This is a genomic window from Hydrocarboniphaga sp., from assembly GCF_028291725.1.
Classification (GTDB): Bacteria; Pseudomonadota; Gammaproteobacteria; order Nevskiales; family Nevskiaceae; genus Hydrocarboniphaga.
On the sequence record NZ_JAQGNT010000026.1, the window covers coordinates 139,578 to 162,490 of the forward strand.

General features: G+C 61.7%; 19 protein-coding genes. 15 read left to right on the forward strand and 4 right to left on the reverse strand.

What is annotated here, in order from left to right; genetic code table 11:
* Positions 1–5 precede the first annotated feature (5 nt).
* The 9 genes from JWQ90_RS07355 to murI all read left to right on the forward strand — a co-directional run bounded on the left by JWQ90_RS07355 (position 6) and on the right by murI (position 12,330).
* Positions 6–680: a protein-L-isoaspartate(D-aspartate) O-methyltransferase gene (locus tag JWQ90_RS07355; RefSeq protein WP_299691458.1), complete on the forward strand. Its 675-nt coding sequence runs from the start codon at positions 6–8 to the stop codon at positions 678–680.
* A complete protein-coding gene (locus tag JWQ90_RS07360) occupies positions 680–1,282 on the forward strand; it encodes a DedA family protein (protein ID WP_299691461.1) in 603 nt (200 codons plus the stop codon). Before JWQ90_RS07355 ends, JWQ90_RS07360 begins: the two co-directional genes overlap by 1 nt.
* Complete coding sequence (locus JWQ90_RS07365) at positions 1,279–2,175, forward strand: peptidoglycan DD-metalloendopeptidase family protein (protein ID WP_299691464.1); 897 nt, start codon at positions 1,279–1,281, stop codon at positions 2,173–2,175. The genes JWQ90_RS07360 and JWQ90_RS07365 overlap by 4 nt, the downstream gene beginning before the upstream one ends.
* 721 nt (positions 2,176–2,896) lie before the next feature.
* Entirely contained in the window at positions 2,897–3,505 is a 609-nt protein-coding gene (locus tag JWQ90_RS07370; protein WP_299691467.1) for a hypothetical protein, read from the forward strand.
* Positions 3,506–3,695: 190 nt separating this feature from the next.
* Entirely contained in the window at positions 3,696–7,946 is a 4,251-nt protein-coding gene (locus JWQ90_RS07375) for an RHS repeat-associated core domain-containing protein (RefSeq protein WP_299691470.1), read from the forward strand.
* Positions 7,943–8,248 carry a hypothetical protein gene (locus JWQ90_RS07380; protein WP_299691473.1) on the forward strand — a complete coding sequence of 102 codons (306 nt, stop codon included), beginning with the start codon at positions 7,943–7,945 and terminating at the stop codon, positions 8,246–8,248. The genes JWQ90_RS07375 and JWQ90_RS07380 overlap by 4 nt, the downstream gene beginning before the upstream one ends.
* Before the next feature lie 485 nt (positions 8,249–8,733).
* On the forward strand, positions 8,734–9,099 hold the full coding sequence (locus tag JWQ90_RS07385) for a hypothetical protein (protein ID WP_299691475.1): 366 nt from the start codon (positions 8,734–8,736) through the stop codon (positions 9,097–9,099).
* Positions 9,100–9,647: 548 nt separating this feature from the next.
* A complete protein-coding gene (sppA, locus tag JWQ90_RS07390) occupies positions 9,648–11,537 on the forward strand; it encodes a signal peptide peptidase SppA (protein ID WP_299691477.1) in 1,890 nt (629 codons plus the stop codon).
* A 25-nt stretch (positions 11,538–11,562) separates the two neighbouring features.
* Entirely contained in the window at positions 11,563–12,330 is a 768-nt protein-coding gene (gene murI / locus JWQ90_RS07395; RefSeq protein ID WP_299691480.1) for a glutamate racemase, read from the forward strand.
* 84 nt (positions 12,331–12,414) lie between these two features.
* On the opposite strand, the gene nadC is transcribed toward murI, so the two are convergent.
* The 3 genes from nadC to JWQ90_RS07410 form a co-directional block, all read right to left on the reverse strand.
* Positions 12,415–13,275, reverse strand: coding sequence for a carboxylating nicotinate-nucleotide diphosphorylase (nadC, locus tag JWQ90_RS07400; protein ID WP_299691481.1), 861 nt, complete (start codon positions 13,273–13,275; stop codon positions 12,415–12,417).
* 11 nt (positions 13,276–13,286) lie between these two features.
* On the reverse strand, positions 13,287–14,183 hold the full coding sequence (gene argF / locus JWQ90_RS07405) for an ornithine carbamoyltransferase (protein ID WP_299691483.1): 897 nt from the start codon (positions 14,181–14,183) through the stop codon (positions 13,287–13,289).
* A gap of 106 nt (positions 14,184–14,289) precedes the next feature.
* Positions 14,290–14,865, reverse strand: coding sequence for a Fe-Mn family superoxide dismutase (locus tag JWQ90_RS07410; protein ID WP_299691485.1), 576 nt, complete (start codon positions 14,863–14,865; stop codon positions 14,290–14,292).
* Between the two features lie 294 nt (positions 14,866–15,159).
* Between JWQ90_RS07410 and grxD the strand changes: the two genes are divergently transcribed.
* From grxD to JWQ90_RS07430, 3 genes are all read left to right on the forward strand, one after another.
* Entirely contained in the window at positions 15,160–15,486 is a 327-nt protein-coding gene (gene grxD, locus JWQ90_RS07415; RefSeq protein ID WP_299691488.1) for a Grx4 family monothiol glutaredoxin, read from the forward strand.
* Between the two features lie 210 nt (positions 15,487–15,696).
* Complete coding sequence (gene icd, locus JWQ90_RS07420) at positions 15,697–17,466, forward strand: isocitrate dehydrogenase (NADP(+)) (protein WP_366919455.1); 1,770 nt, start codon at positions 15,697–15,699, stop codon at positions 17,464–17,466.
* Positions 17,463–18,230: a molybdopterin-binding protein gene (locus JWQ90_RS07430; protein ID WP_299691490.1), complete on the forward strand. Its 768-nt coding sequence runs from the start codon at positions 17,463–17,465 to the stop codon at positions 18,228–18,230. The genes icd and JWQ90_RS07430 overlap by 4 nt, the downstream gene beginning before the upstream one ends.
* Positions 18,231–18,313: 83 nt before the next feature.
* Here JWQ90_RS07430 and JWQ90_RS07435 read toward each other — a convergent pair whose 3' ends face one another.
* Positions 18,314–19,180 (reverse strand): DMT family transporter, encoded by an 867-nt coding sequence (locus JWQ90_RS07435; protein ID WP_299691493.1) that lies wholly within the window; start codon positions 19,178–19,180, stop codon positions 18,314–18,316.
* Between the two features lie 156 nt (positions 19,181–19,336).
* Between JWQ90_RS07435 and JWQ90_RS07440 the strand changes: the two genes are divergently transcribed.
* Genes JWQ90_RS07440 through JWQ90_RS07450 form a run of 3 tightly spaced genes read left to right on the forward strand, consistent with a single transcriptional unit; the run spans position 19,337 to position 22,810 of the window.
* Positions 19,337–19,795, forward strand: coding sequence for a response regulator (locus JWQ90_RS07440; protein WP_299691496.1), 459 nt, complete (start codon positions 19,337–19,339; stop codon positions 19,793–19,795).
* On the forward strand, positions 19,792–21,576 hold the full coding sequence (locus JWQ90_RS07445; RefSeq protein WP_299691499.1) for a diguanylate cyclase: 1,785 nt from the start codon (positions 19,792–19,794) through the stop codon (positions 21,574–21,576). Before JWQ90_RS07440 ends, JWQ90_RS07445 begins: the two co-directional genes overlap by 4 nt.
* 43 nt (positions 21,577–21,619) lie before the next feature.
* Complete coding sequence (locus JWQ90_RS07450; RefSeq protein ID WP_299691502.1) at positions 21,620–22,810, forward strand: ATP-binding protein; 1,191 nt, start codon at positions 21,620–21,622, stop codon at positions 22,808–22,810.
* Positions 22,811–22,913: the final 103 nt, after the last annotated feature.

A 22,913-nucleotide genomic window follows, 5' to 3' on the forward strand; every position in this document is an offset into this window, starting at 1 on the left:
CTACAGTGAGCGTATTGCGGCATCACCATTCCCGCGGCCTCGGCCTGACTTCTTCTTCGGTGCGCGGACGCCTCGTCGACGAGCTGCGTGGCCAGGGCATCGTCGACGAGCGCGTGCTGGCGACGATAGGCCGCATCGCGCGCCATGAGTTCGTCGAAGAGGCGCTGTCGTCCGAGGCGTACAAGAATCGCTCGCTGCCGATCGGCCACGCGCAGACGATCTCGCAGCCCTACATCGTCGCGCTGATGACGCAGGCCGCGCTGGCCGGTGCCGCGCGCCTGCCCAAAGTGCTCGAAGTCGGCACCGGCAGCGGCTACCAGACCGCGGTACTGGCGGAACACGCGGAGACGGTTTTCACGGTCGAGCGCCTGCGCCCGCTGACCGAAGCCGCGCGCACGCGCCTGCAGCGCCTGGGCTATCGCAACGTGCATTTCGGTTACGCCGATGGCTGCCAGGGTTGGGCGCCGTACGCGCCTTACGACGCGATTCTGGTCACCGCCGCGGCGACTGTGATCCCGCCGGGTCTGACCAAGCAGCTCGCGATCGGCGGGCGCCTGGTGATTCCGGTCGGGCCGAACGGTGCCCAGCAGCTGATGCTGATCGAGCGCAGCAGCAGCGGGCTGCGCGAAACCGTGCTCGCCTCGGTGGTGTTCGTACCGCTGCTCGCGGGCCGCGCCTGATGGACGGCTTCGGCCACTGGCTGCAGGAGCTGGTCAGCCGCCTGGGCTACGTCGAGATCGTGCTGCTGATGGCGCTGGAATCGAGCTTGTTTCCGGTGCCGTCCGAGCTGGTGATGATCCCGGCCGGATACCTTGCGGCGCGCGGCGAGCTGAATCCCTGGCTGGCGACGCTGGCCGGCGCGGGCGGGTCGGTGCTCGGAGCGAGCATCAATTATCTGCTCGGCCGTTATGTCGGCCGCGCCTTCCTGCTGCGCTGGGGCCGCTATCTGCTGATCGACAAGGCCAAGTACGAAGACGCGGAGGCGCTGTTCATGCGCAATGCGCCGCTCGCGACGTTCATCGGCCGCTTCATTCCGGTGGTGCGCCATCTGATTTCGCTGCCGGCCGGCGTGTTCGGCATGAGCCCGGTGGCCTTCGTGCTGCTGACCGGTCTCGGCGCCGGACTGTGGTGCGGCGTGCTGGTCGCGCTCGGCTATTGCTTCGGCGAACCGGTGGTCGCGATCGTCGCGAACTACACCCACGAAGCGAGCCTGGTCGCGCTCGCCGGCCTGGTGATTTTCGGCGGCTGGTTCATGCTGCGCCGGCGTAAGGGCCCCTTATGAGAACACTGCTGCGTCATTTGCCGCTGTTGCTGCTGCCCCTACTGCTGAGCGCCTGCGCCAGCATGGTGAGCTGGGATCCCTCGGCTTCGAAAGCGCCGCAGCAGACCAGCTACAACCCGCCACCGGCCGCGCCGGCGCGCGAGCCCGATCCGCTGCCGCAGCGGCCCTACGGCCCGAACGACTACCTGGTCAGGAAAGGCGACACGATGTACTCCATCGCGTTCCGCAACCAGGTGGATTACCGCGACCTCGCGCGCTGGAACAACATCGGCTCGGACAACCTGATCTACCCCGGGCAGGTGCTGCGCCTGAGCGCGACTTCGCCGATGGCGCCGCGCAATGGCCAGATCACGGCTCAGGGCGTCGACCTGAACGATACCGACCGGCCGCAGGCACTTTCGACCAAGCCGACGCCGGTGATCATGGGCGAGCCTTCGCCACTGTCCAGCGCACCGGTGGCGGTGGCGACGGTCAGCCCCACCGCCACCACACCGTTCATCGCCACGCCCAGCGGCAGCGGCGGTCAGCCCGGCTGGCGCTGGCCGGTGGACGGCACCGTGGTGCGCGGCTTCAATATCGACAACGGCGCTCGCGGCCTGGATTTCACCGGTAACCTGGGCCAACCGGTGGTGGCCGCCAGTGGTGGAAAGGTGGTCTACAGCGGCAGCGCGCTGAAAGGTTACGGCGAGCTGGTGATCATCAAGCACGACGACCTGCGCCTGTCGGCCTACGGCTACAACCAGCGCCGCCTGGTCAAGGAAGGCGACGTGGTCAGCGCCGGCCAGCAGATCGCCGAGCTTGGCATCGGGCCGGAGAACAAGCCGCTGCTGCATTTCGAGATCCGCGAGCGCGGCAAACCGGTCAACCCGGTGCCCTACCTGCCGGCACGTTAGGACCGCGATTCGCCAGCGTAGGTTGGGGTGAGCGCAGCGAACCCCAACGTGTGCCCGCGCCGATGTTGGGGTTCGCTGTGCTCACCCCAACCTACACGCTACGCCCGCGAGCGGGGTAGGGCCTCGTTGGTGCGGCGTTTCAGCCGTGAAAAAGTCGGTGCACGGCAGACACAAGCTGCATTCATTCGGCCTTGGGACGTGATCAGGAGGGCATAGGCTCACTGGAATCGGTTTATGCGTCGCTTCCGTGCCACAGTTGTTTGCGTCAGCTCCGTCCTGGGTAGCTTCAGATCCCACTGGGGTCGCGTCAGTTGAGGCGTTGATAGGTTCAGCAAGGTTCCTGGCCGCTTGAAATCTACCTTGGATCGGTTCAGACCATCATGAAGTAGCGTCGAGTCCATGCCGGGGTCGCTTCAGGCGACGGCGGGGCTGCGTCAGTCGCGGCCGGTGTTGTTGAAGCGCTATCCGCCATCGCCTGATGCGGTGACGGATATCAACTCGTCTCCGCTTCACAACACGTCACCAACTGTGACGAAGGTCTGCGACGAAAGCAGACACCTTCGGGCATCGTCATGGCGCACCCGTTGGGGGTGCGACCACAGACAGCCGGGGGCTTGTTATGAACAATCGCGATCAGCGTCGGTACCAGCGTCTCACCCGAGTACAAACCTTCGGCCGGGAACGCGCCGCGGATTTTCCACCCGGCTCCAAAGCCGCCGAATTGCTGGCTCAGGCCGATCAGCACCTGGTCGAGTTGGAAGCCGCCAAGGCCGGCCAGGTTCCCGATCTCATCGACAAGCGCCCCCTGTTCAAAGCGCTCGCCGAGCACAGCAAAACCATCGCCCGCACCGCCCGCGCCATCGCGCTGAGCGACCCCGGCTTCGCCACACCGTATCGCATGCCCGACAAACCCGGCGAACCGCCGCTGCTGACTCATACCGACGCCCTGCTGAAACGGCTCGAAGACCAGCCCGACGACAGCGCCGACGAAACAAGCGCCAAGGCCGCGCTGCGTGCCCGCTTCTATCCTTACGAAATCGCCGCCGACTTCGTGCAAACCCTGCGCAAATACCGAGAAGACCTGCGCGCCGCCAACCAAACCAACCAGGGCGAAACCCAGGACGGCGTCGAAAACACCCAACTCATCGAACAAATCCTCGACACCGCCGGCAACGCCGTGCTGGAACTCAACGCCATCGTCAACAACAAGTTCGCAGCCGAGCCGGAGAAGCTACGAGCCTGGCGCACGGCGAGCCGGGTGGAGAGTGCGCCGCGGCGAGCGAAGAAGGCGGTGGGTGATGCTGGAGAACTGCCGGCGACGGCGCCGTAAGCAATAATTTGAAAGAGTCGTCTTTGGTTTTGTGCTTTGCCTCGTATCGTTGACGAGCCTGTCCAGCAGCTTCATTTCGAGCGTACATCCCTAGGAGATACATAGCGATACGATTTGTAATGTGCTGTTCGCTTACCCTGTTTCAGGAACGGCGCGAGGGGCGCCGCTGGGACTATTGGGGAAAAAAATAATGAAATCCACGTTCGTGGGTTGGTTCAACGTGGCTTTGGCCGCCTTAAGCGCGAGTACGGCTTTCGCTCTCGCGATATCGGCCACAATGGCGATCACTTTTACAGCCCCTGCTGCAGAGGCAAGAGATAGCGGTCCCCCTCCGCCGGGCTACTGCGATGATTTCTATTCCAACGGCAACTACGACTTCAGCGTTTGCACGCCTGGGGGAGGGGGTGTGGTTTCTGGAGGAGGTGAAGGAGGGGGTGGCGGCGGCGGCGGTGGCGGCCATAGTAATAAGGGAATCGCTCCGACGCCCCCGGATGCGGATACGGTTGCAAAGGATCCCGGCTGTAACGCCGCTTCCGGCGCTGCGGATACGACGCCCATTGCCGGAGACCCCGTTGACATCCTTACGAGAACGGAGGTCCTGCCTCAGCACGACTTGGCGAGCAATGGAGAAACACCGCTACAACTCAATCGCGTTTACAACGGACTCAATACAAATATCGGTGCATTCGGTCCGAATTGGATCAGCGAGATCGATCAGAAGCTAATTCTGACTCAGGGCTGCCCCGCTTGTACGCCGCATGACGGCTACAACAACATCAAGTGGGTTCGGTCAGATGGCGCGATGTTTACCTACAAGTGGAACAGTTCGGTCAATCGCTGGGTCGATGTGAAGCCCCAAACCATTGACTATTTGGTCGACACCTCCGATGGCTGGATTCTCCATGACGACGCTAACGGCGAACGACATTTCTTGGCCGATGGAAGGATCCAATCGATCAAGAGGTACGGAGTAGGCTGGACTTTTCTGCGGGACTCAAGCGGCACCATTTACGAAATCGATCATTCATCGGGACGCTCGTTCTTGGTTTCCTGGACCAACGGACGAATCACCGCGATCACCGATCCCGCAAGCAAGATCGTCACGTATGGTTACTCCGCCCCGCAAGGAACGACGGTGCTGACCAGCGTTAGATATCCGAATGGCGACTACACCACTTACTACTACGAAAATGCATCGCTGCCCACCGCCCTGACGGGCTACGCGCTAAACGGAACCCGCTACAGCACGATCACCTACTCCGGCTCGTTGGTATCGCAGACCACGCTGGCAGGTAATGTCGAAACAACCGGTTTTGCGTCGGGTACCAATACGACCACGGTGACCAATGCTTTGGGTTCAACCTCGGTTTACACGTACACCACTGCCAGCAATTCCTCTCGAACGCTGTTGTCCGTGACCGCCGGGCACGTCACGAACTGTCCGAACGGAGTGCAATCAATAACCTACGATTCCAACGGATTCATCAAAACGACAACCGACTGGAACAATGCGATAACGAACTACAGCTACGACGGTTACGGGCACAAGCTGTCTGAATATATCGACGCCAACAACCGGAAATACACGTATTCCTGGGATACAGCCAATAATCGGCTCACCCAAGAATTACTGTGGAAAGGCACGACAGTCCTGCGTGAAACCGACTATACGTATTACCCTCAGAGTTCCGCAGCGGCTGGACGGCCATACACCGTAACGACCATCAATGAAGACCCTTATCACGGGGTCTATAGTCAAACACGTATTCTGACTTACTCATACACCTTTAACAGTAATGCCACGTTGGCTTCGATGACCATTGACGGCCCTAGAACCGGACAAACCGAAACCTACACTTATTCAACTTCGGGCGATTTGGCTTCATTTACCAATGCCTTGTCCCAAACGACAACCTATTCGGCCTACAACGGGCGAGGACAAGTCGGCCAGATTGTCGACCCGAATGGCCACATTACCAATTTTGACTACGATGAGCGGGGCAGGCTCATTGGCAGATCGCGCGTCATCGATGGCGTTGCCCGGACGACTGGATATTCGTACGAAAAGCACGGACTCATCAATTCAATTCTATATCCTGATGGAAGCCGGATATGGATGACTTACGACGATGCGGGCCGAATGAGAACACGTTATTTCGGTAGCGCCCCGACTGATCTGGAGAACTGGGATTACAACGCTTTGAGTCAGCCGACCTTGCACTATATCGCGACGTCGTCGGGCACAGTGTTCCGGGAGGGTTGGTATTATGACGAAGCGGGGCGGGTGCATAGTCATTACGGGGACCATGGGCAGGTCCTTGTCTACGCATATTTTGATGCGGGAAATCCGAACATTAAATCCATCACGGATGCCAAAAACCACACGTACACCTATCACTACGATGCCTATAATGAATTGGATCAAATAACGGATCCCAATTTAAAGACAGTTTATCGGACGTACGACCCGCACGGGCTGATTGCGAGCGTGACCGACCCACGAGGAAGTACAGCAGCGACGACTAGTTATGGCTATGACGGCTTTGGTCAGCAAGTGTCGATCAGCAGCCCCGACTCCGGGAACTCGGAGTACATTCACGATATGTCTGGCAACGTTATCAGCATGCTTCGCGCCGATAACATTTCTACCAATTATGGCTATGATTTGCTGGATCGTTTGACAGATGTGACGATCGGGGAGGCCAAAAAAGCGCTTACCTACGACAATTGCGATGATGGCGTAGGCCATCTCTGCAAAATTATCGAGAACCCCTGCCCATCGGGTAACGCGCTGACTTGTTCGCTGAGCGGAAATGTCACAACGACGTTCGATTACGGGGATAACGATCTGCCGGTGAAGCAGGCCCTGTCCGGTATCGGCAGCACCTACACGACGAAGTGGGCTTACGATTCGATGGACCGCGTCGCCGAAATCACCTACCCCGGTGGAAATGTCGTCGATTACTCATACGATTCCAAGCAGCACATCTCGGGTATTACGGCCAGTCTCGGCTTGCTGAGTGGTACTCACACCGTCGCTTCCAATATTCAGTATCTGCCGTTCGGTCCAATGACGCAGCTCCCGTTCGGTAGTGGCTCGACACATGGGTTTGCGGTTGATACCGACTACCGGGTTTCGGGGATGTCCACGACGAGTGTGCAGAGCCTGACCTACGGATTCGACGTAGCGAATAATCTCCAGACCAGCACGAACTATATTAATTCCAGCTATTCGCAGACCTTCGGCTATGACGCTTTAAATCAGCTAACTTCGGTCACGGCATCGTTTGGCAATCAAAGCTGGCTGTTCGACGCCAACGGAAATTCCAGTACCCATACCTATGCAGGGGCGACTGATACGGATGTTGTTGCCGTCACGGATAACAAACTGACTTCTATTACCGGAACGCGGCCGAGCAGCTTCATCTATAACGATGTAGGCGATTTGTACACCCGCTCTGGCTACCCATTTGGTCTGACTTTGGCTTACGACGCTTTCTATCAAGTCGCTTCCAGTACCGTTGCCAGCAACACCGTTACTTACGCCTACAACGGCTTGGGGATGCGTGTCATGAAGTCCGGTGGTGGAGGTGGCACTTTTCGGTATAGCTATTCGCCCGACGGCGCGCTGCTTGCCGAGACCAATAAAAACGGACTTTCGATGGTCCGGAATTACGTATGGGCTAACGGCCAGATTGTTGCCTTCATCGACTCGAACAAGCTTTATTACGTGAGCAACGATGCTTCCGGCCGACCAGAGGTCGTGACCGACGATAACAACGGCGTTGTGTGGCGTGCACGCAATGAGGCCTACGATCGAACGGTGGTATCCAATACGATCGGCGATCTCAATGTCGGTTTCCCGGGACAGTATTACGATACTGAATCAGGTCTTTGGTACAACTGGCATCGATACTACGATTCAAACACCGGTCGGTATGTTCAGGCAGATCCACTGGGGTTGCTTGGTGGTAGGAATGTTTATGCCTATGCAAGTGGCAACCCTATTTCGAGAACGGATGCGAGCGGGCTGAAGGACTACACTGCGTGCGAGACGCAGCAATACTTCGGGCGCGTGAGAGACGATATGTCTGGGTCGCTCCTTAGTCGAGCTATCAATGGGGTGGCCAACCATGCGATTCCGGGAAACCTAGACTTCAAGGTGCTACAAGCTGGCGACACATTTGTCGCCGGAGGCCAGACGATGAATGCTGGACAATTTGGGAACTACCTCGCTGGCTACGCAGGAGCTTATTTCGGTACTGGCGGCTATGCTGGGGTAAGGGCGGGCGGTATAGGATTTGAGCTTTTTGACAATAGCCGCCCAGCTACGGTGCCAAGTGATGCGGTCAGCAAGCCATTCATTGATGCAGGATACGACAGAGGATCGGCCGAAATAAACGGTGGCGGTCCCACAGCAACATGCGGATGTGGGCAATGACTTCGTATCTTTTTGCCGCTTTTGCTTTGCTTCTTCTGTCGTTCGGCTTGTTAACTAAAAGCAATTTAGTCAGGGCAATATGTAGCTTTGCACTCTTTGCACTTCTTTTATGCTGCGTCACATTTTCTCTGCAGGCTGCTGCACGCCGTACCATTGAGATTGCGATGAGTAGTAGCGGCAACTCACAGAATTTCGCCGACGGTACAGCCGCCTTGATTCATCACATTACTCCCGAACGATCGTTGATTAGCCTGTACGGCTTGGCTCTTTTCGCAATGGCAGTAATGCCTCGTCGGAAGTAGAGGTTCGAAGGCAATATGTGCATATGTCGGTGGGAATCCCGTTTCGTTCGTCGATCCAAAGGGTTTGGCTTTCCTTGGAGACTGCAAGGCTCAAGATTTTCTTGATCAAGCAGGGGGTGACGCTGGCAAGGCGTGGAACCAAACGGCTCAGGCGCGCAATTCGATTTATACCCGACCGGTAGTTCCGGGAACAGACGGAGAGGCATTACGCAACGCCGAGCATTATCTGTTTGCTCGTAGCGAAACCGAATCGGCGCTTTTGGGAAGATATGCAGTGGGTCCGCTTATGGCGCCCGCGGCTGCTGGGTATTACGCATTGAAATCGAGTGCAAACGCGATTGAAAGAGTGACGCCCTTGAATTCCCCGTGGACGAATTCTCCATCCACATGGAATGAACTTAAGGCTGGCGCTCAAGGTGGTTGGGATGGAATGATAGGAGGCGCTTGTGGCTGCAGCAAGTAGTGTTACGACGAGCTTCTTAACGATGGCCAACCGCGTGTTCGGTGTTTTGCTTCTTCTCGGTGTAGTCGTAATTGCATGGACAATGGCAAGCCGGTCCTCGCCCGAAGTCTTTGGGTTATTTTGTGTGGCAGGTCTGCTTGGACTTTCCATTGGCCATATACAGCTTAAGAATTGGGCCGCCTTTATTTCGGCGTTTCTCTCGTGGTTTGCGTTCCTAATGGCAGCTATTTATCTATATGGGGGCTATGAGCACAACTTGCTCGCACCATTTACGACGCGCCTATTTCGTTTTACAGCCGTCGCCGGGGTTGCTGTTCTGCTGACGATCAACTACCGGACGCTCCGAGGGGTCCGGGCCATTGGCGCGCATCGAGTCGGCACTGCTTGAGCCTATGCAGGCTTGTCAGTATCGCTATGATGCGCGGAAAAATCCGGTTATCTGCAATCCGATCCGATTGGACTGTAAGCGTCTGCTTGCCTCATCTACCGATTGGTTGATCTGATGGGATTCTTGGTTGCCTCTATTACCTTTTTCGGATTGTTACTTGTGCTTATAAAGAGCGGAGCGATATATGTCGCTGGTCATGAGATAAAATATTCAACCCAGCCCATACTGTTTTTTAGCTTCTGCTCCGCTTATTTTATTATAGCTTCCGTTCTCCTCGTGCTGGCCTTCGTTTGAAAGTGAACTTCCCTCACTGGTCTGGACGGTTTCAAGCCCGAAGCGCAACGGAGCCGACCCGGCTCAGATGCTGTCGATCAAATCGGCCTCGTCCCAGTCCGGTGGTCTGCCCGGCGGTCCCCCGTAGCCGATCCTGGCCCGCTGCGAGCATCCTGTTCGCGGCCGCAGCGGATTGAACAGCCGGTTGAACCGCGCATGCCATACTCCGGTCCTAGGCCCGGCCTCCCGGCCCTGAACCCAAAGACAACGGACGCATGAGCGATAAACCCCCGCAGCAAAAATCCCTGATCCGCCGCATCTTCGGCGGCCTGTGGTCCCTGATCGTCAACCTGTATCGGGCGGTCGTCATCGTCGGCTTCTGCGTGTTTCTGTACGCGCTGTACATGGCGTTTACCGGCGGGCCGGCCAAGCACGTCGATTCCAACATTGCACTGGTGCTGTGGCCGAGCGGGGCGCTGGTCGACCAGCTTGACAGCGATCCGGGCCAGCGCCTGATCGAGCAGTTCAACGGCGAGCCGCCGTCGCAGACCCGCCTGACGGATCTGACCGATGCGCTCGAGGCCGCTGCCACCGACGAGCGCATTTCGGTTGCGGTGCTCAAGCTCGACAACCTGACTTCGGCGAGCATGCCGCAGCTCGAGGAGCTGGGCGCGGCGATGAAGAAATTCCGCGCGTCGAACAAGCCGATCTACGCCTACGGCCCGTCCTACGACCAGATCGGCTACTTCGCCGCGGCGCAGGCGGACGACGTGTCGATGGACCCGTTCGGCAGCATCCTGCTCGAAGGCCTGGGCTCCTATCAGAACTATTTCAAGGAAGGCCTCGACAAGCTCGGCGTGACGATCAACGTGTTCCGCGTCGGCGAATACAAGTCGGCGGTCGAGCCGTTCCTGCGCAACGACATGTCGGAAGAAGCCAAGTCCGCGAGCATGGAATGGCTGTCGGACCTGTGGAAGAGCTACGACGACACCGTCTCGGCCAACCGCAAGCTCGACCCGGGCTTCGCCAATCGTTACGTCGCCAGCTTCAGCAAGGAACTCGCCGCACATCAGGGCGACGCCGCCAAGCTGGCGCTCGACGCCGGCCTGGTCAATCACCTGGAAACCCTGGCGGAGTTCCGCAAGCGTGTCGCCGAGAAAGTCGGCGACGACGACGACAACGGCAGCTTCCGCCAGATCCATTTCCACGACTACCTGAGCGCGGTGCATCGCGAGAAGCGTCAGCACGAAGTGCATGGCGACAACAGCGAAGTCGCGATGATCGCGGTGCAGGGCGAGATCGTCGACGGCATCGGCCAGGCCGGCCAGGCCGGTGGCGATGCGATCTTCGATCTGCTCGACCAGGCGCGTCGCGACGACCACGTCGCCGCGGTCGTGCTGCGCGTCGACTCGCCCGGCGGCAGCGTCTGGGCGTCCGAGCAGATCCGGCGCGGCGTGCAGGAGCTGCGCGCCGACGGCAAGCCGGTGGTGGTGTCGATGTCCGGCGTCGCCGCGTCCGGCGGCTACTGGGTCAGCATGGCCTCGGACCGCATTTTTGCGCACGAATCGACGATCACCGGCTCGATCGGCATCTTCGGCCTGATCCCGACGCTGGACAAACCGCTGGAGAAACTCGGTATCCATACCGACGGCGTCGGCACCACGCCGCTGGCCGGCGCGTTCCGCATGGATCGCCCGCTCAGCGACGACGTGAAGGCGATCGTGCAGTCGCAGATCGACCACGGCTATCGCCAGTTCGTCGAAGGCGTCGCCGCAGGCCGCAAGCTCGACGTCAAGCGCGTCGACGAGATTGCGCGCGGCCGCGTCTGGAGCGGCCACGATGCCAAGGATCTGGGCCTGATCGACGAGTTCGGCGGCCTGGAGCAGGCGGCCGATTCCGCGGCGAAGCTGGCCGGGCTCAGCGACGGCCAGTGGCGGCTCGAGCCTTTCGAGAACGCGCCCAGCGGCCCGCTGTCGATCCTGACGCAGTTTTTCGGCTCCGCGCAGATCAACCTCAACTGGCTGCCGAACGGCGTCAACAGCCGGATGCAGCAGTGGCTCAAGCAGGGCGACGTGAATCGTGCGCTGTCGCTGATGACGGATCGCCGCGCGATGTATGCGCTGTGCTTCTGCGAGCCGACGCTGAGCAGCAGCGCGCTGCACTGACGTAGGGCCGATTCCCGGAACTCGCATGAACGCGGCGCCGATCGGTGTTTTCGACTCCGGCGTCGGCGGTCTGTCGGTGCTGCGCGAAATCCGCCGAACCATACCGGCCGAGCGCCTGATCTATTTCGCCGACAGCGGCCATTGCCCTTACGGCGGCAAGCCTCAGGCCGAGATCCAGGCGCGCAGCATGGTGATCACCGAGAACCTGCTCGCCTCCGGCGCCAAGCTGATCGTCGTCGCCTGCAACACCGCGACGATCGCGGCGGTCGAACATCTGCGTGCAACTTATCCGGTGCCCTTCATCGGCATGGAGCCGGCAGTCAAGCCGGCGGTCGCGGCAACACGCAGCGGCGTGATCGGCGTGCTCGCGACCGGCGCCGCGCTGGGCGGGCAGAAATTCCACCACCTGATGCGACAGCATGCGCGTGAAGTGCGCATGATCACGCAGCCCTGCCCGGGGCTGGTCGAACACGTCGAGCGTGGCGATATCGACAGCGCGGAGTTGCGTGCGCTATTGCGTGGTTATGTGCAGCCGCTGCTGGATGCCGGCGCCGACGTGCTGGTACTCGGCTGCACGCATTATCCGTTTCTGCGCGCGGTGATCGCGGACATTGCCGGGCCACAGGTGCAATTGCTCGACACCGGCGCAGCCGTCGCGCGCCAGACGCAGCGCGTGCTGGAGCGCGAGGGTTTGCTGGCCGAAGTGGGCGGGGGCGGCGTGGAGTGGCGCAGCAGTGGTGATCTGACCGCGGTGCAAGCGGTGATCGACCTGCTCTGGACGATCGGACTGTAGGAGCGGTCCTTGACCGCGATTGAGACTGCGCCGGCGCAATCGCGGTCAAGGACCGCTCCTACAGTTGCGGATCGAAGTGTGTTTTCAATCTTCGAAGCGCATCGACAGATCCACCGCGCGCAGATGCTTGGTCAGCGCGCCGATCGCGATGCGGTCGATGCCGGTTTCGGCGTAAGCATGCGCGGTATCCAAAGTGGCGCCGCCGGAATATTCGAGCAAGGTCACACCGCCGCGAGCGCGATGCTCGCGCGTCAGCCGCACCGCCTCGCGCAGCATGTCGAGATCGAAATCGTCGACCAGCAGCAGGTCGACGTTCCCGTTGATCGCGATCTGCGCTTCTTCAAGGGTTTCGGCTTCGGTCATCAAAGGCACGCCGGCGTTCAGTGCACGTGCCTGTGCGATGGCGGCCGCAATGCCGCCCGCCGCGGCGATGTGGTTTTCCTTGATCAGGATGCCGTCGTAGAGCCCGATGCGATGGTTGTAGCCGCCGCCGCAGAGCACCGCGTATTTCTGCGCGCGGCGCAGGCCGGGCAGCGTCTTGCGCGTATCGACGATCTTGCAAGCTGTACCGGCCACAGCATCGACGTAGGTCCGTACCGTGCTTGCGGTTCCCGACAAGGTCTGCAGAAAATTCAGCGCGCTACGCTCTCCGGTCAGCAATGCGCGTGCCGGGCCCTGCAGCGTGAACAGGCGCTGATCGGGCACGACCTGTTCGCCTTCGCTTACTTGCCATTCGATGCGGATGCCGGTGTCGACCTGGCGGAACACTTCGTCGACCCAGGCACGGCCGCAGATCACCGCGTTCTCGCGCGAGATCACGCGGGCGCGCGCTGCGATGTTCGCATCGACCAGCCGGGCGGTGACATCGCCGCTGCCGATATCCTCGGCAAGTGCATGGGCAACGCTGTCAGCGATGCCTTCTGGCAGGGGATGACTCGCGGGCATGGTGTCGAGTTTCAGGCAGCGAGCAGGAATTCGAGCAGCGCCATCTGCGCCCAAAGCCGGTTCTCGGCCTCGTCCCAGACCACCGACTGCGCGCCGTCGATCACACTGGCGCTGACTTCTTCGCCGCGGTGTGCCGGCAGGCAGTGCATGAACAGCGCGTCCGGCCTGGCCAGCTTCATCAGCGCGTCGTCGACCTGGTAGCCGCAGAAGGCGGCCAGTCGCCGCTGGGTTTCGGCCTCCTGGCCCATGCTGGTCCAGGTGTCGGTGACGATCAGGTCGGCATCGCGCGCGGCCTCGGCTGCCCCGCTGCAAAGGCTGACCGCGTCGCCGGCGCTGGCGACGATGCCGGCATCGGGCTCATAGCCCTTCGGCGCGGCGATGCGCAGCCTGAAGCCGAACAGCTCCGCAGCCTGGATCATCGAATGGCAGACATTGTTGCCGTCGCCGATCCAGGCGGCGGTCTTGCCGGCGCAGTCGCCGCGATGCTCGGCCCAGGTTTGCATGTCGGCCAGCAGCTGACAGGGATGATGCAGATCGGAAAGGCCGTTGATCACCGGCACGCGCGAATACGCGGCCATCTCGGTCTGGTCGGCCTGTGAATCGTTGCGGATCATGATCGCGTCGCACATGCGCGACAGCACGCGCGCGGTGTCGGCAATCGGCTCGTCGCGGCCGAGCTGGGTGACGCCGGAATGCAGGAACAGCGCATGGCCGCCGAAACGGGCCATGCCGGACTCGAAGCTGACGCGGGTGCGCGTCGAGTTCTTGGAAAAGATCATCGCCAGCGTCTTGCCGACGAAAGGACGATGCATGATGTCGCGGCTCGATTTGAGCTGTTGCGCGCGCGCGATGACGCGGGCGGCCTCGGCCGGTGACAGATCGCTGAGCTGCAGAAAATGGCGTGTCATGACGTTCGAACGGTGGTCCAGCTGAACGGAAAAGTGAAACGAAAAGAACAAACGAAAATGAAACGGGCCGCGCTGTCAGCGCGGCCCGTAGGTGCAGCTGGCTTGATCAGCCGAGGTTCTTCTCGACGAATTCCCAGTTCACCAGCGCCCAGAAGTGCTCGACATAGCTCGGGCGCGCATTGCGGTAATCGACGTAGTAGGCGTGCTCCCAGACATCGCAGGTCAGCAGCGGCGTCTTGCCCTCGGTCAGCGGCGTTTGCGCGTTGGGCGTGCTGGTGATCGCCAGGCTGCCGTCGGCATTCTTGACCAGCCAGGCCCAGCCGGAGCCGAAGGTGCCGATCGCGGTTTCGGTGAACTGCTTCTTGAAGTCGTCGATGCCGCCGAAGGCCTTGACCAGCGCGTCGGTCAGCTTCTTGCTCGGCGCAGCCTGGGTCGGTGTCAGGCAGTTCCAGAAGAAGCTGTGGTTCCAGACCTGCGCGGCGTTGTTGAAGATCTTGCCCGAAGACTTCTTGACAATGTCTTCCAGCGCCATGTTTTCGAATTCGGTACCGGCGATCAGCTTGTTGCCGTTGTCGACGTAGGCCTTGTGATGCTTTCCGTAGTGAAACTCGAGCGTCTCGGCCGACATGTGCGGGGCGAGAGCGTCTTTGGCGTAGGGCAGTTCGGGGAGTGTGAGTGCCATGGTTGTTCCTTAGGTCTTGCTGGGGCCGGGGGGCGGCTGGCTCGATGACGCGGCCGGTTTTGATCGCGTTGGACGGCCAAGATAAGCCGCGCTGGGTGCAGATTCAATATCGACAGCCCGGTAATCACCTTGTGATCGCCTCGATCAGCCGCGCTGATGACGCACGGGATGGGCCGCGCCGCCAGTTTGCGGAACGAATCTTGCTCCGCCCTGAAGGGCTTCAAGGCTACAGACACGCTGCGCATCGGTATAATCCGCGACTGCCAAACCGCCCACTCATCACCGGAGGGTGCCATGGATGCTCTGGAACGCATCAAGAAGCAAGTAACCGATAACCCCATCATTCTGTACATGAAGGGCACTCCCGATTTCCCGCAATGCGGATTTTCGGCGCGTACCGTTCAGGCGCTGAATTCCTGCGATGTCGAATATGCCTACGTCAATATCTACGAGGACGAAGAGATCTATCGAGCGCTGCCCAAGTTCGCGAACTGGCCGACTTTTCCGCAGCTGTACGTGAAGGGCGAGCTGGTCGGTGGCTGCGACATCGCGCTCGACCTGCATCAGTCCGGTGAGCTGGCGAAGATGCTGCAGGAAGCGGCGACCAAGAAAGCCGCCTGATCGGTACGCAGTATCCGTCGACGATGCCCGCGCAAGCGGGCATCGTCGTTTCATACGCCGAAATTTTCGTCGGTCGTGCGGAAGCACGGCACGCCGGCTTATCGCGGTTCGTAGCCGCGGGCGAACCGGCGGCGAAAATCGAGGTGTTAGAATTGACAGATTGATTTGCGCGCCGATTCAGCGCGAAGCCGGAACGGAGCGAGGTGGGCCATGAGCACGTCTTACCGCAACATCAAAGTCCCCGTCGGCGGTCAGAAAATCACGATCCGCGACGGCAAGCTGCAGATGCCGGATCAGCCGATCGTCGGCTATGTCGAGGGCGACGGCATCGGCCCGGATATCACCAGGGCCTGTCTGCGCATCTGGGACGCCGCAGTCGAGAAGGCCTACGGCGGCGAGCGCAAAATCCACTGGTGCGAAGTCTATCTCGGTGAAAAAGCGGCCGGCCTGTACGAGGGCAACTACTGCCCGGACGAGACCATCACCGCGCTGCGCGACCTGGTCGTGTCGATCAAGGGCCCGCTGACGACACCGGTCGGCGGCGGCTTCCGCAGCCTCAACGTCGCGCTGCGCCAGGATCTGGATCTGTACGCCTGCGTGCGCCCGGTGCGCCACTACGCCGGCGTGCCGAGCCCGCTGAAAAATCCGGGCAAAGTCGACGTGGTGATCTTCCGCGAGAACACCGAGGACGTTTACACCGGTATCGAATACAAGTCCGGCTCGCCGGAGAACGAGAAGCTCGCGCGGTTCCTGCGCGATGAACTCGGCGCGAAGTTCTTCGAAGGCGCCGGACTCGGCGTCAAGCCGATCTCCGCGTTCGGCACCAAGCGCCTGGTGCGCAAGGCGATCCAGTACGCGATCGACAAGGGCCGCGAATCGGTGACCCTGGTGCATAAGGGCAACATCATGAAGTACACGGAAGGCGCGTTCCGGAACTGGGGCTACGAAGTCGCCCGCGACGAGTTCGGCGACGTCACGATCACCGAAGAGCAGCTCTACGGCGAGTACAAGGGCAAGCAGCCGCAGGGCAAGATCGTCGTCAAGGACCGCATCGCCGACATCATGTTCCAGATGATGCTGCTGCGCCCGGAAGAGTTCGACGTGCTCGCCACGATGAACCTCAACGGCGATTACCTGTCCGACGCGATCGCGGCGGAAGTCGGTGGCGTCGGCATCGCTCCGGGCGCCAACATCGGCGACGCTGTGGCGGTGTTCGAAGCGACCCACGGCACCGCGCCGAAGTATGCCGGCCTGAACAAGGTCAACCCCGGTTCGCTGCTGTTCTCGGGCGTGATGATGCTCGAGTACATGGGCTGGGCCGAGGCTGCCGACCTGATCACGCTGGTGTATCCGGAAGTCATAAGTGACGGCATCGTCACCTATGATTTCGCCCGCCAGATCGACGGCGCCAGGGAGGTCAGCACCAGCGCCTTCGCCGATGCGCTGATCGAGCGCATGCAGGGCGGTGTCGACCTTGGCGCCAAGCGCAAGGCGCAGCAGGATCAGCTGATCAAGGAACGCAAGCAGCGCGAAATCCGCCGCCTGCTGCAGCCGACCGAAGAGATGATCGCGACCGGCCGCGTGCCGCATACGGTCGGCGACCTGATGACGCGCTCGCTGATCACGGTGTCCGACAACGAGACCATCGAAACGGTGATGGGCGTGATGGCCGACAACGGCATCAGCTCGGTCGTCGTCGATCCGAACGCCGCCGGCGACTGGGGCATCCTGACGCGTCGCGACATCGTCACCAAGGTGGTTCAGGGCAACCGCAATCCGGCCACCGCCAAGGTCGGGGATCTGGCCTCGCGTCCGCTGCAGTCGGTGCCGGCCGAAACCACGATCCGCGATGCCGCCGTGCTGCTGTCGGCGAAGAACTTCAGCCGTCTGCCTATCGAGCAGAATGGCAGGATCATCGGCATCGTCACCGAGACCGACCTGTTCAACTCGATCAAGAAGTTCGGCTGGGCGTTCGAGTGACGAGCCTTGCCTTGCTGATCGTCGGCGACGAGATCCTGTCCGGCAAGCGCCAGGACCGGCATCTGTCGAAAGTGCGCGAGCTGTTGCATGCGCGCGGCATCGAGCTGGCCGAAGTGCGCATCGTCGGCGACGACGAGGAGCGCATCGCGCAAGCCGTCGCACAGCTGCATGCTCGCGGCGATGTCGTGCTGAGCTGCGGCGGCATTGGTGCGACGCCGGACGATCGCACGCGTCAGGCGGTTGCGCGCGCGTTCAATGTGCCGCTCGTGCGCCACGCCGAAGGCGAGGCGCTGATCGTCAACGAATATGCCGAGAAAGCTTTCCCGAATCGCGTGCTGATGGCGGATTTCCCGGCCGGCGCCGCGCTGATTCCGAATCCGGTCAACCGTGTCGCCGGGTTTTCGTTGAACGAGGTCTACTGCGTGCCCGGATTCCCGGAGATGGCCTGGCCGATGCTGGAATGGGTGCTGGATACGCGGCTGCGGCACCTGCACCGCGCCGCGCCGCCGGTCGAATACAGCCTGCGCGCGACCGGCACCTCATCCGAGGGCGATCTGCTCGATCTGATGGAGCAGGTGCTGCGCGATTTCCCTGGCGTGTCGCTGTCGAGCCTGCCGTCGCGCGGCGATGCCAGCCGGGCGCGGCATATCGAGTTCGGCATCAAGGGATCGGCCGAAATCGCGGCGCCGGCGTTCACCTGGTTTCGCCAGCATCTGCAAAACGACTACGGCGTTCAGATCGAGGATCTGCGCATTCCGCCGTAGGTCGGCAATCCCTTGCCGACGTGAGGCCACGATTGCGCATCCGAGGGTGCACGTCGGCAAGGGATTGCCGACCTACGTGTGATTCATTCGTCAAGCCGAGGCTCGCGCCGCCGCAGGCTGACCAGGATGCAGCTGCCGATCACGACCAGGCCGCCGGCGATCGACAGCCTGTCCAGCGATTCTCCCCAGACGATCCAGGCGAGCAGCGCCGAAAACAGCACGCAGGTGTAGGTGAAGGGGCCGACCAGCGCCGCGGCCGCGAGGCTGTACGCGCGAGTCAGCGCCAGCTGTCCCGCCGTCGCCGCAAGACCGGCCCCCAGCAGCGGTAGCCAGGCGGCGCGCGGCAGCGGAGTCCAGAACCACAGCATGGGCATCAGCGACAGCGCACTCGAGCATGCCGCGAAATAAAACACGATCCGCAGCGTCGGCTCAGTGTCGGAAATGCGCCGGATGCTGACCATGGCGGTGGCCGCGAGCAAGCCGGACAACCATCCGACAAGGGCGGCGGTCGACGCCAGGCCGCCGGCCCCCGGTTTGACGATCAGCGCGATGCCGGCAAGACCCAGCAGCGAGGCCAGCAGCGCGCTCGATGAGGGCTTTTCGCGTATCCACAGCCAGGCCGCGAACGGAAGGTAGAGCGGCGACGAATAATTCAGCAGCATCGCCTCCGCCAGCGGCAGCCGCGGGATCGCGTAGAAGAAGCAGTACATCGCCGCCAGCCCGAGGCCGCTGCGCCATAGATGGCCGCCGAGACGCTGTGTCGCCAGCCCGCTGCGGCCGGTGTTCAGCGCCCACGGAAGCAACACCAGAAAATTGATCAGGCTGCGAAAGAAAACGATCTGCTCGTTGTTCGCCCAGACCGCGGCGGCCTTGATGCAGGCGCCGGTGACCGAGAACGCGGCGGCGCCGAGAATGGCATGCAGGGCAGCGCTGTTCCGATCGGTTTTCATGCTTCAGGACTAACGGCACAGCGAGCCCTGTCGGGCGGTATCCGCCCGACATTTTATCTAGCGATCATGTCCGCGCGTAACCCTAAGATTGGCACTCCTAACGGCCTACCGCTAGGCTGGTGTCACCGTAGGGTGGCGGAAGGAGCAGATGGTGCTATGTCGAATAATACAACTGGAAAATCGCCGGTCATTCTGCTCGTCGAAGACAATCCGGCCGACGTCCGGCTGGCCTGCGAGGTGTTGGAGGAAGCCGGTGTCAGTGGATCGCTGCTGATCGCCAGGGATGGCGAGCAGGCCCTGAAGATGGCCTGCAGCCAGGACGAGTACGCGGGCAGCCCGACGCCGGACCTGATCCTGCTGGATCTGAATCTGCCGCGTAAGTCCGGCCTGGAAGTCCTCACCCAGTTGAAGCAAAGCCCCGAGCTGCGCCGCATCCCGGTGCTGATCCTGACCACGTCGCGCGCCGAGAGCGATGTGAATGCCTGCTACGACTCGCACGCGAACGCGTTCCTGACCAAGCCCGTCGACATGAGCCAGTTCGCCGACCTGGCCAAGCTGATCCGCGACTTCTGGTTCGGTGTCGTGCAGTTGCCGGGGCGTACGAGCCAGGGATGAACGCCGTCGCCAGCCGACGCCAGCCGATCGGAATCCTGCTGGTCGAGGACAGTGCGGCGGATGCGCGCCTGCTGTCGGAGAGCCTGCGCGATGTCGCGGCGACCGAACCGGTGGTTATCCGTGTGGTGCGCACACTGACCGAAGCGCTGGCCGAAATGAAGCGCTACAGCTTCACCTGCGTACTGCTCGACCTGAATCTTCCGGATGGCCACGGCGTCGCCAACGTCGAGGCGCTGCGCAGCATCGACCGGCGCGTCGCGATCGTCGTGCTGACCGGCAACGACGACGAACATGTCGCGGTGGAGGCGATTCGTCTCGGTGCCCAGGAATATCTGATCAAGGGCCATTTCGACGGCACCAAGATCTTGCGTCTGCTGCGTCACGCGATCGAGCGCAACAAGCATGTCTACGATCTCGAGGATCAGCGCTATCGCGAGTTCCATCGCGCCAGTCACGACAGCCTCACCGGCCTTGCCAATCGCGAGCTGCTCTACGACCGGCTGGAACAGTCGATCGGGCAGGCTCATCTGAGCGGCGAGACCTTCGCGCTGTGCTATCTCGATCTGGACGGGTTCAAGGCGGTCAACGATCGCTACGGCCACCGCGTCGGGGACGATCTGTTGGTACGCGTTGCCCAGATCCTGCGCGAAACTGTGCGCCCGGCCGACAGTGTCGCGCGCGTCGGCGGCGATGAATTCCTGGTGCTGATGCGCCAGTTCGACAACAAGCTCGATGCAGGGCCGCGCGCGCGCCGTATGCGCGAGCGGGTGATGGCGGTCCGCCAGATCGGCGAACACCAGATCGATCTCGATGCCAGCGTCGGCATCGTGCTGTTCCCGCAGCATGGCGAGACGGTCGAGGTGCTGATGGAGCGGGCCGATCGCGCGATGTACGAGGCCAAGCGCGCCGGCGGCGGCGTCGCGTTCTACGAAGATGCGCTGGCAATGCGCGCCGCGGATCGCGCGGCGGATTTCCGCGCGGAGCTCGAGCTGGCGCTCGAACAGGACCGTTTTTCGCTGCTGTATCACCCCTGGATCGACGTCACCTCGCAGAATTTTGTCGGCACCGAGGTGTTGCTGCGCTGGGATCGTGAAGGCGGGATGCAAGGGCCCGATGATTTCCTGCGCGCGGCGGCTGCCAGCGGCCGCGGCTGCGAGATCGGCCTGCATGTCGCAATGAAAGCGCTGATGCAATGGCGCAGCTGGGTCGACCAGGGCCTGAGGCTCGGCAGCCTGTCGCTGAACGTCGGCGAAGCCGAGCTCGGCGACGAGCGTTATCTGCCGGCTTTGGCGAAGATCGCGGTTTCGGCCGGTATTGATCCGGCCGACCTGCACCTCGAGGTTCCGGTTTCCCTGCTGGCGGGCGAGCTGTCGCACGACATCGCCTCGCAATTGCGCCAGGCGCGGGAGCTTGGTTTCGGCGTACTGCTCGACCAGTTCGGCCCCGACGGCGAGGCGATGAAGTGGATCACGACCCTGCCGCTGTCCGGTGTGAAGCTCGGCCGGCACGTGATGCGCGCCTTGCAGGAAGAAGGCCAGCAGGGCTCGATGCACCGGTCGGTGCTGGCGATGCGCGGTGCTGCCGACGCGCTGTGCCTGCCGGTAGTCGTCACCGGCGTCGAGACGGTGGAGGAATCTCGAATCCTGCAAGCGATGGGCTGTAAGCTGATGCAGGGGCAGTTGTTCAGTTCGGCCGAAACCGCGGACCGGCTGCCGGAACGGCTGCGGTTGGGTCCGGAAGGCCTGGATACCGCTCGTTGGCCTGCACAGAGCCACGGATAGTAAGGACGGATCGTAAGCACAGTTAGCAAAAGGGGAGAACCCGATGAGTGACCTGATAGAGGTTGGGGGATTTCTGCCGCATGGCGTGTGCTACCTGCAGCAGACCAATCTGATTCTGCTGCACGTAGTCTCCGATGCGCTGGTGGCTTTGGCCTATTTCATGATTCCGCTCACGCTGGTCTATGTCAGCCGCAGAATCGGCCGGCGCCTTTCTTTCAACTGGGCGATCGGGCTGTTTGCCGCTTTCATCATTCTGTGCGGTGCCGGCCACGTCCTCGACATCGTCGTGGTCTGGAAGCCGCTCTACTGGCTGCAGGGCTGGCAGCGCGCCTTGACCGCGGCCGTGTCGCTGGCCACCGCGTTCGCGATCATTCCGCTGATTCCGCGGCTGTTGTCGATGCGCACGCCCGAGGAGCTGGAGACCGCGAACCTGCGCCTGCGTGAAGAGATCAAGCTGCGCGAAGGCGCGGAAGCCGATCTGCGCCGTTCGCTGACCGAGTACAAGCGCGCGGTGCAGGAGCTCGAGCAGTTTGCCTACATCACCTCGCACGACCTGCAGGCGCCGCTGCGCAACGTCTCCGGCTTCTCGCAGCTGCTGATGCGCCGGCATCGCGACAAGCTCGGTGGTGACGCGGTCGAGTTCCTCGACTTTATCGACAAGGGCGTGCGCCAGATGCAGACGCTGATCACCGATCTGCTGGCGCTGTCCCGTGTCGGCCGCGGTGATTCCTCGTTCACGCGAGCGCCGCTCGAAGCCACGCTCAAAAAGACGCTGGTGTCGCTGAAACCGACGCTGGAGAGTCGCGGTGCCAGCGTGCAGATCGACGACTCGCTGCCCGAGATCAAGGCCGACCACGGCCTGCTGACCCAGCTGTTCCAGAACCTGATCGACAACGCCAGCAAGTTCCACCGGCCCGGAGTCGCGCCGCTGATTCGCGTCAGCGCCTGGCCCGATGGCAGCCACTGGCATCTGGTGATCAAGGACAATGGCATCGGCGTGCCGGCGGACCAGCTCGAAACGATTTTCGCGGTGTTCCGGCGCCTGCATCACGCCGACGATTACGAGGGAACCGGGATCGGTTTGGCGATCTGCCGTAAAATCGCCAACCACCATGGCGGCGAAATCTGGGCCGAGTCGAAAGTGGGCGAGGGCACCGAGTTCCATATCCGCCTGCCGCGCGAGCCGGCCACGCCGATTTCCGGCGGCACACCGAAGCTGGAAGTGGTGCTCTAGTGCAGTGTTTCACGCTAAGCGACCCTTATCGCGAGTCGCCAAGGGGGCAGGCGCAAGGCGCGGCGGCGCCGGCATATTGGACATATGGCAAGCCGTCGCAACG

What these genes read in the sequence shown, in the direction of transcription:
- JWQ90_RS07450 (WP_299691502.1), top strand. Translation starts at nt 21,620, where the DNA reads ATGAGTGACCTGATAGAGGTTGGGGGATTTCTGCCGCATGGCGTGTGC.
- JWQ90_RS07435 (WP_299691493.1), bottom strand. Translation starts at nt 19,180, where the DNA reads ATGAAAACCGATCGGAACAGCGCTGCCCTGCATGCCATTCTCGGCGCC.
- JWQ90_RS07440 (WP_299691496.1), top strand. Translation starts at nt 19,337, where the DNA reads ATGTCGAATAATACAACTGGAAAATCGCCGGTCATTCTGCTCGTCGAA.
- nadC (WP_299691481.1), bottom strand. Translation starts at nt 13,275, where the DNA reads ATGCCCGCGAGTCATCCCCTGCCAGAAGGCATCGCTGACAGCGTTGCC.
- grxD (WP_299691488.1), top strand. Translation starts at nt 15,160, where the DNA reads ATGGATGCTCTGGAACGCATCAAGAAGCAAGTAACCGATAACCCCATC.
- argF (WP_299691483.1), bottom strand. Translation starts at nt 14,183, where the DNA reads ATGACACGCCATTTTCTGCAGCTCAGCGATCTGTCACCGGCCGAGGCC.
- murI (WP_299691480.1), top strand. Translation starts at nt 11,563, where the DNA reads ATGAACGCGGCGCCGATCGGTGTTTTCGACTCCGGCGTCGGCGGTCTG.
- sppA (WP_299691477.1), top strand. Translation starts at nt 9,648, where the DNA reads ATGAGCGATAAACCCCCGCAGCAAAAATCCCTGATCCGCCGCATCTTC.
- JWQ90_RS07360 (WP_299691461.1), top strand. Translation starts at nt 680, where the DNA reads ATGGACGGCTTCGGCCACTGGCTGCAGGAGCTGGTCAGCCGCCTGGGC.
- JWQ90_RS07445 (WP_299691499.1), top strand. Translation starts at nt 19,792, where the DNA reads ATGAACGCCGTCGCCAGCCGACGCCAGCCGATCGGAATCCTGCTGGTC.
- JWQ90_RS07410 (WP_299691485.1), bottom strand. Translation starts at nt 14,865, where the DNA reads ATGGCACTCACACTCCCCGAACTGCCCTACGCCAAAGACGCTCTCGCC.
- JWQ90_RS07385 (WP_299691475.1), top strand. Translation starts at nt 8,734, where the DNA reads ATGGCCAACCGCGTGTTCGGTGTTTTGCTTCTTCTCGGTGTAGTCGTA.
- icd (WP_366919455.1), top strand. Translation starts at nt 15,697, where the DNA reads ATGAGCACGTCTTACCGCAACATCAAAGTCCCCGTCGGCGGTCAGAAA.
- JWQ90_RS07365 (WP_299691464.1), top strand. Translation starts at nt 1,279, where the DNA reads ATGAGAACACTGCTGCGTCATTTGCCGCTGTTGCTGCTGCCCCTACTG.
- JWQ90_RS07380 (WP_299691473.1), top strand. Translation starts at nt 7,943, where the DNA reads ATGACTTCGTATCTTTTTGCCGCTTTTGCTTTGCTTCTTCTGTCGTTC.
- JWQ90_RS07375 (WP_299691470.1), top strand. Translation starts at nt 3,696, where the DNA reads ATGAAATCCACGTTCGTGGGTTGGTTCAACGTGGCTTTGGCCGCCTTA.